This is a genomic window from Chitinimonas viridis, assembly GCF_030409555.1.
Taxonomy (GTDB): Bacteria; Pseudomonadota; Gammaproteobacteria; order Burkholderiales; family Chitinimonadaceae; genus Chitinimonas; species Chitinimonas viridis.
The window spans coordinates 110,354-122,975 of sequence record NZ_JAUFPU010000001.1 but is presented as its reverse complement, the minus strand read 5'-3'; the positions used below and the strand labels follow the sequence as shown (position 1 = coordinate 122,975).

The following is a 12,622-nucleotide window of genomic DNA, read 5'->3' as shown; positions in this document are numbered from 1 at the left end:
CTTACTTGTCCAGGTTTTCCAGGCGCAGCTTGGTGACGCTGCCGGCTATGGTGGCCAGGCCTTCGATACGGGCAATGGCCTCATCCACCCGGCGTTCCAGCGCAATATGGGTGAGGATGATGATGTCCACCACCTTCACGCCTTCGGCCGGTTCCTTCTGCATCATGGCATCGATGGAGATATCGGCGTCGGCCAGGATACGGGTGACATCCGCCATCACGCCGGCCTTGTCGTGCGCCTTGAGCCGCAGGTAATAGCTGGTTTCCACGGCATCGATGGGCAGGATGGGCAGGTCGACCAACCGGTCTGGCTGGAAAGCCAGGTGCGGCACGCGGTGTTCCGGGTCGGCTGTCAGCAGGCGGGTCACGTCGACCAGATCAGCCACCACGGCCGACGCCGTGGGCTCGGAGCCGGCGCCACGGCCGCAGTAGAGGGTCTGGCCCACGGCATCGCCCTGTACCACCACGGCGTTCATGACACCGTCCACATTGGCGATGATGCGCTTGGCCGGGATCAGGGTGGGGTGTACCCGCAGCTCCACGCCATTGGCCTTGCGCCGGGTAATGCCCAGCAGCTTGATGCGGTAGCCCAGCTGTTCGGCGTAGGCGATGTCTTCCTGGGTCAGTCTGGATATGCCTTCCAGATAGGCCTTGTCGAACTGCATGGGTATGCCGAAGGCCAGGGCCGACAGTATGGTCAGCTTGTGGGCGGCATCATGGCCTTCGATATCGAAGGTCGGGTCGGCTTCGGCATAGCCCAGTTGCTGTGCTTCGGCCAGCACATCGGCAAAGGCGGCACCCTTGTCGCGCATCTCGGTCAGGATAAAGTTGGAAGTGCCATTGATGATGCCGGCTATCCATTCGATACGGTTGGCGGTGAGGCCCTCACGTAGCGCCTTGATGATGGGGATACCACCGGCTACCGCCGCCTCAAAGGCCACGGTGACGCCGCGCGCCTGGGCTGCGGCGAAGATCTCGTTGCCATGCAGCGCCAGCAGCGCCTTGTTGGCGGTGACCACATGCTTGCCGTTGGCGATGGCACGCAGTACCAGCTCTTTGGCCAGGGTGGTGCCGCCTATCAGTTCGCAGATGATGCTGATTTCCGGGTCGTCGACCACGGCGTGGAAATCGTTGCCGAAGGCCAGCCCCTCGACCACGGCAGCCGGTGCAACGGCACGGGCCTTTTCAATATTGCGGACAGCGACACGTTTCACTTCGATGGCGCGGCCGGCGCGACGGCCGATTTCCTCAGCATTGCGGGCCAGTACCTTGGCGACGCCGGAGCCGACCGTGCCGAAGCCCAACAGGCCTACTTGGATGGGTTTCATACGGGTTTGCCTAGTCGTTTGAGAGAGGTTTGCGGAAATTGAAACAGGCGATGCCCAGGCCTTCGCGGAAATAAAAGCGATGGGCTCGTTCACGTTGCGTACCTGAGTCGAGTATGAAATTGCTGGCGCCACGGCGGCAGGCATCTTGCTGCAGCCAGTCCAGCAGCAGCTTGCCGGCCCCGCGAGAGCGCTGGGCCTCGGTGGTGACCAGGTCATCCACATAGAATTTGGTGCCAGAAAAGGTATCGCGGTAGCAGCGGTAGACGGCGACGCCCACCACGGTCTCGCCTTCTATGGCGACGACCATTTCACCACCGTCGGCAAAGATGCCGGCCATTTGTGCGGCGTAGTCTGCCGCCAGTTGCGGGCGCAGTTCGCGGTGTACTGCTTCCGCCCGGGCCAGCCAGGCGGGTTCGATCAGTTGGCGGTTGTCGTCGGTCAGGCGGAGGGCGCGCATGCATGGCTTTCGTGACGTTTTCGGTAGGCCGCCAAAAAGCGCTCGATGCGATCAAGGGCCTCTTCCAGCTCGTCCATATGGGGCAGGAACACCACCCGCAGGTGGTCGGGCGAGTGCCAGTTGAAACCGGTGCCCTGCACCAGCAGCACTTTTTCTTCTTCCAGCAGTTCGGTGATAAAGGCCTGGTCATCCGCAATCGGGTAGACCTTGGGATCCAGCCGCGGGAACAGGTACAGCGCCCCCTTGGGTTTGACACAGCTGACACCGGGGATGGCGGTCAGCCGCTCCCAGGCCAGATCGCGCTGGCGAGTCAGCCTGCCGGTCGGCGCCACCAGCTCGTTGATGCTCTGGTAGCCGCCCAGGGCGGTCTGGATGGCGTGCTGGCTGGGCACATTGGCGCACAGGCGCATGGAGGCCACGATATTGAGGCCGTCGATATAGTCCTGGGCATGGCGCTTGTCGCCGCTCAGTATCATCCAGCCGGCGCGATAGCCGCAGGCACGATAGTTCTTGGACAGGCCGCCATAGGTGACGCAGAACACATCGTCAGCCAGCGAGGCGATGCTGGTATGGGTGTGGCCGTCGTACAGGGTCTTGTCGTAGATCTCATCGGCATAGACGATCAGGTCATGTTCGCGGGCTATCTGCAATATGCCCTGCAATATCTCGTCGGGGTACAGCGCGCCGGTGGGATTGTTGGGGTTGATCACCACAATGGCGCGCGTGGTGTCGGTGATCTTGGCGCGGATATCATCCAGATCGGGCAGCCAGTCATTGGCCTCGTCGCAGAGATAATGTCGGGCCGTACCGCCAGACAAGGACACGGCTGCAGTCCACAGCGGGTAGTCCGGTGCGGGCACCAGCACTTCGTCGCCATTGTTGAGCAGCGCGTTCATGCTCAGTAGGATCAGCTCCGATACGCCGTTGCCGATATAGATGTCCTCGACACTGACGCCCTTGATACCTTTTTGCTGGGCATAGTGCATGACGGCCTTGCGGGCAGGGAAGATACCCTTGGAGTCTGCATAGCCACCGGCCTGGGGCAGGTTGTGGATTACGTCACGGACGATCTCGTCGGGGGGCTCGAATCCGAAAACCGCCAGATTGCCGATATTGAGCTTGATGATGCGCTGGCCGTCGTCCTCCATCTGCTTGGCGCGCGCCAAGGCGGGGCCGCGGATTTCGTAACAGACGTTGTCGAGTTTCTGGGACTTTTTGACGGCGCGCATCGTGTTCTTGGCTGCAGGCGTTATGGGGAGCGTTCGATAGTAGCAAAGTTTGTTGCCCTGCAATATTCGCTTTGCACCTAGCACTTATTCCACGACCGCAGGGGTAGAATACGGCCTGGATAGACTGATAGCCCGCCATGAAACTGCACGCCGACAAACCTACCCATCTCAATGTCTTTACTGGCTATGGTGCCGACTTTGTCAGCGTCAACGAGCAGCGGCGCAGCGGCAGCCTGGTGGTCAGCCCCACCAGCGTGGATCCCTGGCGGCCTGCCAGCTTTGCAGAATTGACCGAGGCTGATTTTGAAGCCTTGCTGGCATTTCAGCCCGAGGTGGTGCTGCTGGGCACCGGCAGCCGGTTGCAGTTTCCGCATCCCCGCCTTAGCCGTGCGCTGATGCAGGCGCAGGTCGGTGTGGATGCCATGGATATCTCGGCCATGTGCCGCACCTTCAATATCCTGGTGGCGGAAGACCGTCGGGTGATTGCCGCCGTACTCTTCGAGTAAGGGTTATTTACCGCCGCCAACGGGCTGCGCACCTGGCTTTGTCTTGAACAATCCGACAAGCGGTGGGTAGCCCTGGAGGGTGGGTTTACCTGTTCATTCTCAACTAAAGCCATGATTAATAAAGGATTGGTGCTACGTCCGGTTCTGGCTTTTTCATTTGCGTTGTCCCGTGTATCTCGGCGACAGCATCTATCGTATTAAAGAACCGCTAACAAAACCCTGCTGGCTTGGGGGTAATTGATGTGTGCAATCGGCAGTACTCAAACAGTACGGCAAGTTTGCGCAACCACGCCCAAGCAATGTGGTGAGCGGATTCAAGCGTTATTGCAAAGGAGCGCTGCTGTGATGCCTACCCCTTTATTCAAGATACTTCTGCTGGCCTTGATAGGCCTGAGCGCCCAGGCGGCCAATCTGTCTGGTGCGGGCTCCACTTTTGCTGAGCCGCTCTACCGCAAATGGGCAGAGCAATACCAGAAGCAGGCCGGCGCCGGCTCGGTGGTCAACTACGAGGCTGTCGGCTCGGGCGAGGGGGTCAAGCGCATCGCCACCAAGCAGGTGGATTTTGGCGCCTCGGACGAGCCGCTGAAGCGGGCAGAGCTAGACGAGAAAGGCCTGCGGCAGTTTCCTGTCGCCATGGGCGCGGTGGTGCCGGTGGTCAATCTGCCCGGCGTGCCGGCCGGCTCGCTCAAGCTCAACGCCGACGTATTGGCCAAGATCTATACCGGCCGGATCAAGCGCTGGAACGATACGGAGATACTGGCGCTGAACGAGGGCGTACCGGCCAAGGCGCTGGATCTGGCCATCAAGCCGGTTTACCGGGCTGATAGTTCGGGCTCTACTTTTGCATTCAGCTATTACCTGAACGCCCGCTCGCCGGACTGGAAGAAAAGCCAGGGCGTGAGCAAGGAGTTGAAAGGGGTGTCTGGCACTGCTGCCAAAGGTAGCGGTGCGGTGGTGGAGGCCGTGAAGGCCACGCCAGGCGCCATCGCCTATGCCGAGTATGGGCGGGCGCTACGCGACAAGCTCAATATGGCCCAGTTGCCCAACCGTGTTGGCGTCCATATGAAGGCCAGCCCGGAGGCCATACTGGCAGCAGCCCAGTTCGATGCCGAGAAGATGCTCTATAGCGCCGACCCGGATTTCTACCTGGTGCTGGCAGACAACGACACCTATGCCGGCTGGCCCATGGCCACGCTGACCTTCACCCTGGTGCCCAAGTCGGGGCCGGGGGCGCAAAAGGTGCTGGAATTCATCTACTGGGGCTACAAGCATGGTGACGCCGCCAGTCGCGAGCTGGGCTATGTACCCTTGAGCGACAGCATGAAGATAGGCGTACGCAAGGCCTGGAGCCGGCAGTACGGCTACAAGGCCGGGCTCTGAGTTTTTCGGCGTACGCGGTATGGGCGTATGCATGTCAGTTCATCGTGGCAGACTGCAATTGGTCTGCTCCCATGCCGGTTTATCGCATGGTAGCTGTAGGCACAGGAAGCTCCGACTAGTATCCGCCCTGCAACGTTGATCTCCCCTGAAATGCGTTGATTGTGGTCGGTCTTGCCTCGCGCGATCCGCATCGGCACCGAAAGACTAGCCTGCCGCCGGCCAGCAATGGCCGGCGTTTTTCTTGCAGGGGTTACAATGGCGGCTTGTTGCCTAACCAAGATTTGCTGCTGCCATGATTTTGACACCTCCCCCAGCCCATCTGATTGCCCAACAAGTTGCCGCCGCGCTGGCAGAGGATATCGGCTGTGCCGACTGGACTGCCATGCTGATAGCCGCAGAGCGGCCGGGCAGGGCAACTGTGCGGGTCAGGCAGGCGGCGGTGGTGTGTGGCCAGGCCTGGTTCGAGGAGTGCTTTCGGCAGGTGGATGCCAGCGTGTCTATACGCTGGCAGGTGGCCGAGGGCGCGCAGGTAGTGGCCGATACGGTGCTGTGCGAGATCACCGGTCCGGCCCGGGCCTTGCTGACGGCAGAACGTAGCGCACTCAATTTTCTGCAGACGCTCTCTGCAGTAGCAACCGAGACCCAGCGTTATGTGGCCGCCATCGCCGGTACCCGCGCCCGCATACACGATACCCGCAAGACCTTGCCTGGCCTGCGGCTGGCGCAAAAATACGCAGTCAGGGTGGGTGGGGGCGAGAACCAGCGCATCGGCTTGTACGATGGCATCCTGATCAAGGAAAACCACATTGCCGCCGCCGGCAGTATTGCAGCGGTATTGCGCGAGGCCTTCAAGCTGGCACCAGCGGGGGTAGGCATACAGATCGAGGTCGAGACCCTGGCCGAGCTGGATCAGGCACTGGCCGCCGGTGCGCAATCGGTATTGCTGGACAATATGAGCCATGCCGACATGGCCGAGGCGGTAAGCCGTAGTTCGGGCAAGGCCGTGTTGGAGGCCAGCGGCGGTGTGGATATGTCGACCGTGCGGGCCATCGCCGAAACCGGTGTGGACCGGATATCGATAGGCAAACTGACCAAGGATGTCAGCGCCGTCGACCTGTCCATGCGCTTTGCTTTTGCAGATTGAGCCTTACATAGAGCTTGTTCACGATTTTTTCGCCCCGGCGCCGTGGTGAAAACATCGTGAACAGGCGCTTAGGGGCATCAAGGTTTGTCGGGGTAGTTGCCCTCGGCATCAGCGCCATACTTCCGCCACAGCGGCTTGAGCACGCCGGCTCGCTGCATCTTGTCCAATAGCAGATTCAGTTCGTCCACCGTAGGGCGCGCGCCCCGGCGGACAATAATGCTGTGGCTGTAGGGCTGGTCCTTCTTCCTGGAGATCAGCAGCCGGTCTTTGTCCTGCGGATTGCGTATCAGATACCCGGCCAGATAGGCCTCGGTCACTACGGCGACATCGCCGCGCTCCATCAGCAACAGGCGCAGGGTGGCCTCGTTGTCATCGGTGAACGACATCTGGAAGCGCTCCCGCAGGAAGGCAGGGTCGTTGTTGAAGCCGGCAAAGCCATAGTGATAGCCCCGCATGCCTATCATGCGCTTGTCGCTCAGGTCGGCGAAGTAGCTTTCGTCACGGCCGTGCCTGGCCAAGGCCACATAGACCTCGCCCCCCCGCAGGAACACCTTGGTGGCGTCCACGGCGCGGTCTTTCCAGCCCCAGGCCAGGTTGTCGTAGAAGGAAAGGTCGTACATGCCCTGGTCGAAATCGTGGAAGCGGCGTAGTGGCCCGCTGACCACCGGGACGAAGCGGTAGTCCCGCTGGAAGCTATTCATCAGCTCCAGTAATTCCACCCGCAAGGTCGAGCCATTGGCATTCTGCTGCAGGACGATGTAGGGCGGGAATAGCACGACACCCACCTTGACGATGCGGCCCGCCTGGGCCTGGCCTGCCAGCATTAGCCAGGCCAACAAGGCCATGCCGAGTATGCGCTGCATGCTTATACCCCCTGATCCCGCTTTGTTCTTGGTCACATCATAGCTGCTGGCGCCGCACTCTGCGCCTACGGCTTTCTGCAAAATCGGTCAACGTTTTGGCAGGGCCGCGTAGCGGCGGTTGCGCCGTTGCCAGCCCACGGCCTGTGCTGCTCGCCTTGATGTGAACTGTGCCTGTGCAGGCACAGGCACCCCAGGCATCATGGCGCCTCACATCCTCAGGGTAAGCCATGGCGACGACGACACTGCGACACCGCTTTCCCCTCGTGGCACGTTTGTTCAGCCTGCCATCGATGGCCTGGATACTGGCCGCCACCGCATTCATCAATCGCATGGGCGCCATGGCCAAGTTGTTCATGGCCATCTACTTGCGCGAATCCCTGCATCTGCCTCTTCCTACTATAGGTTTGCTACTAGCCGGTTATGGTGCTGGTACGCTGGTCGGTGCCTACGGGCTGGGTGTACTGAGCGATCATGTCTCGCCCAGGCGCTTGGCTGTGGCCTGTCTGTGTGCTTCAGGGCTGGGCTTGCTGCTGTTGGCGCAGACCAGTTCGGTGGCTTGGCTGGCGGTCTTTCTGTTTGTGGGCGGCGTGGCAGACGCCGGCTACAAACCGGTGGTACAGCGGCTTATCATGGAGGCCTGCGAGCCCTTAGAGCGGCCCCGTGCGCAATCGCTGCACCGTGTTGCCATCAATCTGGGCGTTGCCGTAGGGGGCTTCTTTGGCGGCATGCTGGCGGGATGGGACTACCGCTATGTGTTCTGGGCCGATGCGGCCACCTGTTTTGCCGCTGCGGCCTGGCTGGCCTATGCCTTGGCGCGGATAGCACTGCCGGTGGATGCGGCCGCTACCGCAAAAAGCACCCCATCATTGGATACCCCCGGCGCTTCACCCTATCGCGACCGGGTGTTTCTTTGCCTGCTGCTGGCGGCGCTGCCGCTGGGCATGATGTACGACCAGATCAATGGCCTGTATGGCGCCTACCTAAGGGAGCACCATGGTCTCAGCCCTGCCTGGGTGGGTTGGCAGCATGGTATCAATGGCTTGCTGGTGGCGCTTTGCCAGCTGCCCCTTACGGCCTGGAGTCAACGCTATGGCGTGCGTGGGCCGGTGATCTGGGGCTGTGCGCTGATGGTGGCGGGCCTGGGCATGCTGCCCTGGGTCAGCGGCCTGACTGGCGTGCTGGCCTCTACGGTGATCTGGACGGTGGGCGAGATGCTGTGGATGCCCACGCTGGGTGTCATCATCATGCACCGGGCCGAGGGGCGGCGGAGTGGGCACTATTTCGGTATGCAGTCTGCCATGTGGAGTACCAGCACCTTGCTGGCACCGCTGGTGGGCAGCCGGCTGTACGCCGCCTGGGGTGGCGACGCACTATGGTATGCCGTGCTGCTGGCCGGCATACCCGCAACGGCGGTGCTGGCTTGGGCGGTGGGTAGGATTGAGCGGGAGGCTCGGGTGGTTTAGCGCCGCTTCCTTGGGCGTTGCTAGTCGTTCGGGGGTGAAGGCTGAGCTAGGGGAGCGGGATGGCGATGTGCGCCATGTTGGACAGGCACCTCCGTGGGAGGCGGCCTGCGCCGAAGTCATGTGGCCTGCACGGCTGCCGCGCCTCAGCTACGCCCTGTTTCAACCACGCAGGCGCAGTGTCAGTCCCTTGAGGAAGTTACGCAGGAACTGGTCGCCGCAGCGGCGGTAGTTCTTGTGGTCCGGGTTGCGGAACAGGGCGCTCATCTCGGGCTTGGAAACCTTGAAGCCAGCCTTGTCCATGATCTCCATCAGGTCGTCTTCCTTGAGCTCGAAGGCGACGCGTAGCTTCTTGAGCACCACATTGTTGTAGAGCGGCAGGGTGACCGGGGGCAGGGGGCGGCTCTCATCGCGGCCACGCTTGAATACGATAAGGCCATCCAGAAAATGGGCGAGTACCTCGTCGGGGCAATCCAGGTAGCCTTCTTCCTCGTCCTTTTTCAGGTAGGCAATCACGTCGGCCTTGGCCAGCTCAAAGCCGGTCAGCTTGGCAATGTCGGCAATCTTGCCGTCGGTGATATTCAGGCTGTAGCGCAGGCTGCGTAGTACGTCGTTATGGATCATGGTTTCTTCTCTGGCACGGGCGAACCCGTGCGGGGTGGTAGGGTGGTCTGGTACTTGCGGTACAGGGCGGTTTCGCTCTGTTCCCGTATCAGTGCCAGTTTTTGCCATATGCGCTCGGCCAGCTCCGGGTGGCTGGCCACGAAGGCACGGCTGAACAGCAGGAAGTAATCGCGGGAGGTCAGCGGTGGGCCGACTTTCTCCACATCGGTAATGCCTTCAGTCTGCAGATAGCTGTCGGCCGAGGGTTCCAGCGCCGCCATGGCGGCTACCCGGCCCAGCCGCAGCTTGGCGAAGTTGCCGGGATGATCCGGTGCGCCGTCGTCTACTGCAAGCCCCATGTCGCGCAGGGTGCTGACGATGACCCAGCCCTTGTTGGCGCCAATAGGGCCGTCCAGCTGCTCGAACTGCCGGCCATCCCAGTTCACCGGGCTGCCCACGCGGCGGTAGATGCGATAGCGTATATGGGTGGCGCGCAGACTGGCATTAGGTTTATCACCGAGCATGGGGTAGGCAAAGCGCTTGGCCCGGTCTTCGTTGTACGAAAAGATGAAGGCGCCATCAATTTTGCCGGTTTCCAGCAGATGCAGCATGCGTAGCTGCGGCAGGCGTTGCAGTTGCAGTTTCAGCCCGGCATCGCTGACGGCGCGCTGGACCATCTCCACCGAGATGCCGGGTGGGTCGGCGACTTCTGGGCCACGCCCCAGCTGGAACGGGGCGGAATCCACGTCGACATAAGCCAGTTGCAGGGGCATGGGCGCGTCTGCCGCGCTTGTCCTGGCGCCGGACAGCACCATCAGCAGTACCAGGCTGCATAACACGCGTAGGGTCATGGCTCTGTCCTCTCTCGCCTGGCTGCACCGTGCAACCGGGGCCGCAAGCGGCCTGCTGTATTGATGTTAGACCGGCTGGACGAGTGCGCTGCCCTGACCGTGGGCGCACAGGCTCTTAGCGCCGGACCACGGCAATGACGCCAGCAACCTGCTTGACGTGCTCCATCACCTTGCGCAAGCCCTGGGCATCCCGTATCTCCAGGGTGAAGCGCATGCGGGCTATCTGGTTGCGGCTGAGCGTCTGCGCAGCGGTCACGTTGATCTTGTCGCGCGAGAACAGGTCGGAAATATCGCGCAGCAGGCTGGGGCGGTCGTGGGCTTCGACTTCCACATCGGCGGCGAATACCTGGCCGTGCTGGGCACCACGCAGTTTCTCGCCCCAGTCGGCCGTGATAAGGCGCTCGGGTGCATTGGCCGACAGGCGCTTGAGGGTGGCGCAATCGCTGCGGTGTATGCTGATGCCGCGGCCCTTGGTGACAAAGCCGACCACTGCATCAGGCGGCACGGGCTTGCAGCAGCGGGCCAGCATGGTCATCAGCTTGTCCACACCCTCTATCAATATGCCTTCGCCATGGGTGTCGGCGCGGGCCCGCTTGATGATGTCGCCGGCCTCTACCGGTACCTCCACCGGGGCGGGCGCCAGGGCGATGGCCAGATCCCGCGAGGTGACTTCGTTCTGGCCGACCGCAGCAAGTAGTTCGTTCAGCTGTTTGTAGCCCAGCTTGTCGGCCAGTTCTTCCAGGTTGGGGTGGCTGCCGGCGCGGGTCAGCTCCCGCTCCAGTATGCCGCGCCCGGTTTCGATGGCGATATCGAGGTTCTGCTGGCGCAACCAGTGCCGTACCTTGGTGATGGCGCGGTGGCTCTTGAGATAGCCCTGGTGCAGCCAGTCTATGCTGGGCCCGCCTTCCTTGGCCGCCAGTATCTCCACCCGCTGGCCCGTCTGCAGTGGGGTGTCCAGTGGCACGATATGGCCATCCACCTTGGCGCCCCGGCAGCGGTGGCCCAGGTCGGTATGCAGATGGTAGGCAAAATCCACCGGGGTGCTGCCCCGTGGCATGGCAATCACCCGGCCGGCCGGCGTGAGCGCGTAGACGGAGTCATCGAACTGCTCTGCCTGAAAGGCTTCGGCCACGGTGCTCTGCTGGCTCATGTCATCGCGCCAGTCGAGCAGCTGCCTCAGCCAGGCGATCTTTTCTTCGTAACGGGCGTCGCCCGAACCGCCTTCCTTGTAGCGCCAGTGGGCCGCGACGCCATACTCGGCATGCTCGTGCATGTCGAAGGTGCGTATCTGTACCTCCAGCGCCTTGTCCTGCGGCCCCACCACCACGGTATGCAGGCTGCGGTAGAAATTGCCCTTGGGGTGGCTGATATAGTCGTCGAACTCGCCGGGTATGGGCTGCCAGATATGGTGTACCACGCCCAGGGCGCTATAACAGTCCGAAATATCGTTGACCAGCACGCGTATGGCGCGGATGTCATACATCTCGCTGAAATCCAGCCGCTTCTGCTTCATCTTCTTGTAGATGCTGAAGATATGCTTGGGGCGGCCCATCAGGTCGGCTTTGATGCCCTGCTTCAGCAGCTCCTCGCGCAGGCTGGCGATGGATTCGGCGATAAAGGTTTCGCGGTCTACCCGTTTTTCGTCCAGCAGGCTGGCGATCCGCTTGTAGACCGTAGGCTCCAGAAAGCGGAACCCCAGGTCTTCCAGCTCCCACTTGATCTGCCACACACCAAGTCGGTTGGCCAGGGGCGCGAAAATGTCCAGGGTCTCGCGGGCGATGGGCACCCGTACGCTTTCGTCACACTTGGCCAGGTAGTGCATGGTCTGGGTACGCCAAGCCAGTTTTACCAGCACCACGCGTATGTCTTCCACCATGGCCAGCAGCATCTTGCGCACGGTTTCTATCTGCTGCTGGGCGTCCTCCTTGCGGCCTGCTTCAACCCGGCTCAGGGCGGCCATTTTGCGGACCTTGCTGATGCCGTCCACCAGCTTGGCCACGGTGGGACTGAAGCGCGCTTCTATCTGCTCCTGCGCGTCGGGTAGGTGATCGGGCGCGCAGAACAGTAGGGTGGCAATGACCGTGTCGGCCGAGAGCCGCAAGTCGGCCACGATGCTGGCGGCGGCGACCGCGTGGGGAAACACGGGCGCATTGATGGGGGCGTAATACTGGCCCGCATAAAGCGCCTGCGCCCATTCCATGGCGATGCCGATCTGCTGCAGCTCGTCGGCGGCAAAGCGGTCGCCCAGGCGCGCCAGCCAGCCCTGTGGGTCGGCAGCATCGGCAACAGAGACAGCAAGGGGGCGGGTGGGAGCAACCATGGGCAGGATTATGCCATGCGTTCTGGCCTTGCCTGCCCTTTGGCGGGCGCACCTTGCATGGTTGATAGCCATTACAAATGGCTATTTGATAAATAGAAATCGTTCTTAACAATATTTGCAAATGAGAATGGTTATCGGTAATATACAGTGCATCTGGTGCTGCGGGTCTCGGCGGTTGCGATCGGGAAGCGAGTTGTTGGGGCTGCAAATCAGACCAAGCGGCTGCACACATCAAGTGTTGTGCCGCGGCTAGGGAGCCTAGCGGCTCTCGCGTCACCACCCAGTATGGATTAACCGGCGCCCGGGAAGGCGCCGGATTTTTTTGCCTGCTGGGGGTTTATGGATTTCGGGTAGTGCGCTGGCTGCGTGTACTGGCTACGGCACCGGATTGCCGGCCAGCAAGCACCAGGCAGCTGCGTGTTGCCCTGCCAAGGTCGGCAGTCCGGCTTTGGTCCAGGTTTTCAGATTCAGACCATACAAAG

The 12,622-nt window shown here is 61.7% G+C and carries 11 protein-coding genes; 4 read left to right on the top strand and 7 right to left on the bottom strand.

Features of this window, described 5'->3' with window-relative positions; all coding sequences use genetic code 11:
• Window position 1 precedes the first annotated feature (1 nt).
• From QWZ03_RS00610 to QWZ03_RS00600, 3 genes are read right to left on the bottom strand one after another with little or no spacing between them, the layout of a single operon-like run.
• A complete protein-coding gene (locus QWZ03_RS00610; protein ID WP_290330953.1) occupies window positions 2-1,327 on the bottom strand; it encodes a homoserine dehydrogenase in 1,326 nt (441 codons plus the stop codon).
• Window positions 1,328-1,337: 10 nt separating this feature from the next.
• Complete coding sequence (locus tag QWZ03_RS00605) at window positions 1,338-1,784, bottom strand: GNAT family N-acetyltransferase (RefSeq protein ID WP_290330952.1); 447 nt, start codon at window positions 1,782-1,784, stop codon at window positions 1,338-1,340.
• Window positions 1,766-3,013: a pyridoxal phosphate-dependent aminotransferase gene (locus QWZ03_RS00600; RefSeq protein WP_290330951.1), complete on the bottom strand. Its 1,248-nt coding sequence runs from the start codon at window positions 3,011-3,013 to the stop codon at window positions 1,766-1,768. The genes QWZ03_RS00605 and QWZ03_RS00600 overlap by 19 nt, the downstream gene beginning before the upstream one ends.
• 137 nt (window positions 3,014-3,150) lie before the next feature.
• Between QWZ03_RS00600 and QWZ03_RS00595 the strand changes: the two genes are divergently transcribed.
• The 3 genes from QWZ03_RS00595 to nadC all read left to right on the top strand — a co-directional run bounded on the left by QWZ03_RS00595 (window position 3,151) and on the right by nadC (window position 6,043).
• Window positions 3,151-3,519 carry an Mth938-like domain-containing protein gene (locus QWZ03_RS00595; protein WP_284197765.1) on the top strand — a complete coding sequence of 123 codons (369 nt, stop codon included), beginning with the start codon at window positions 3,151-3,153 and terminating at the stop codon, window positions 3,517-3,519.
• Between the two features lie 345 nt (window positions 3,520-3,864).
• Window positions 3,865-4,899 (top strand): phosphate ABC transporter substrate-binding protein PstS, encoded by a 1,035-nt coding sequence (gene pstS, locus QWZ03_RS00590; RefSeq protein WP_290330950.1) that lies wholly within the window; start codon window positions 3,865-3,867, stop codon window positions 4,897-4,899.
• 292 nt (window positions 4,900-5,191) lie between these two features.
• Window positions 5,192-6,043 (top strand): carboxylating nicotinate-nucleotide diphosphorylase, encoded by an 852-nt coding sequence (nadC, locus tag QWZ03_RS00585; RefSeq protein WP_290330949.1) that lies wholly within the window; start codon window positions 5,192-5,194, stop codon window positions 6,041-6,043.
• A gap of 77 nt (window positions 6,044-6,120) precedes the next feature.
• Here the strand turns inward: nadC and QWZ03_RS00580 are convergent, their stop codons facing one another.
• Window positions 6,121-6,906, bottom strand: a complete 786-nt coding sequence (locus QWZ03_RS00580; protein WP_290330948.1) for a substrate-binding periplasmic protein — start codon at window positions 6,904-6,906, stop codon at window positions 6,121-6,123.
• A gap of 227 nt (window positions 6,907-7,133) precedes the next feature.
• Here QWZ03_RS00580 and QWZ03_RS00575 point away from each other — a divergent pair, with 227 nt between their 5' ends.
• Window positions 7,134-8,369, top strand: a complete 1,236-nt coding sequence (locus QWZ03_RS00575; protein WP_290330947.1) for an MFS transporter — start codon at window positions 7,134-7,136, stop codon at window positions 8,367-8,369.
• A 159-nt stretch (window positions 8,370-8,528) separates the two neighbouring features.
• Here QWZ03_RS00575 and QWZ03_RS00570 read toward each other — a convergent pair whose 3' ends face one another.
• The 3 genes from QWZ03_RS00570 to QWZ03_RS00560 form a co-directional block, all read right to left on the bottom strand.
• Window positions 8,529-8,990 carry a YehS family protein gene (locus QWZ03_RS00570; protein WP_290330946.1) on the bottom strand — a complete coding sequence of 154 codons (462 nt, stop codon included), beginning with the start codon at window positions 8,988-8,990 and terminating at the stop codon, window positions 8,529-8,531.
• Entirely contained in the window at window positions 8,987-9,820 is an 834-nt protein-coding gene (locus QWZ03_RS00565) for a substrate-binding periplasmic protein (RefSeq protein WP_290330945.1), read from the bottom strand. Before QWZ03_RS00565 ends, QWZ03_RS00570 begins: the two co-directional genes overlap by 4 nt.
• A 115-nt stretch (window positions 9,821-9,935) precedes the next feature.
• Complete coding sequence (locus QWZ03_RS00560) at window positions 9,936-12,140, bottom strand: RelA/SpoT family protein (protein WP_290330944.1); 2,205 nt, start codon at window positions 12,138-12,140, stop codon at window positions 9,936-9,938.
• Window positions 12,141-12,622 lie beyond the last annotated feature (482 nt).

What these genes read in the sequence shown, in the direction of transcription:
- QWZ03_RS00610 (WP_290330953.1), bottom strand. Translation starts at nt 1,327, where the DNA reads ATGAAACCCATCCAAGTAGGCCTGTTGGGCTTCGGCACGGTCGGCTCC.
- QWZ03_RS00605 (WP_290330952.1), bottom strand. Translation starts at nt 1,784, where the DNA reads ATGCGCGCCCTCCGCCTGACCGACGACAACCGCCAACTGATCGAACCC.
- QWZ03_RS00600 (WP_290330951.1), bottom strand. Translation starts at nt 3,013, where the DNA reads ATGCGCGCCGTCAAAAAGTCCCAGAAACTCGACAACGTCTGTTACGAA.
- QWZ03_RS00595 (WP_284197765.1), top strand. Translation starts at nt 3,151, where the DNA reads ATGAAACTGCACGCCGACAAACCTACCCATCTCAATGTCTTTACTGGC.
- pstS (WP_290330950.1), top strand. Translation starts at nt 3,865, where the DNA reads ATGCCTACCCCTTTATTCAAGATACTTCTGCTGGCCTTGATAGGCCTG.
- nadC (WP_290330949.1), top strand. Translation starts at nt 5,192, where the DNA reads ATGATTTTGACACCTCCCCCAGCCCATCTGATTGCCCAACAAGTTGCC.
- QWZ03_RS00580 (WP_290330948.1), bottom strand. Translation starts at nt 6,906, where the DNA reads ATGCAGCGCATACTCGGCATGGCCTTGTTGGCCTGGCTAATGCTGGCA.
- QWZ03_RS00575 (WP_290330947.1), top strand. Translation starts at nt 7,134, where the DNA reads ATGGCGACGACGACACTGCGACACCGCTTTCCCCTCGTGGCACGTTTG.
- QWZ03_RS00570 (WP_290330946.1), bottom strand. Translation starts at nt 8,990, where the DNA reads ATGATCCATAACGACGTACTACGCAGCCTGCGCTACAGCCTGAATATC.
- QWZ03_RS00565 (WP_290330945.1), bottom strand. Translation starts at nt 9,820, where the DNA reads ATGACCCTACGCGTGTTATGCAGCCTGGTACTGCTGATGGTGCTGTCC.
- QWZ03_RS00560 (WP_290330944.1), bottom strand. Translation starts at nt 12,140, where the DNA reads ATGGTTGCTCCCACCCGCCCCCTTGCTGTCTCTGTTGCCGATGCTGCC.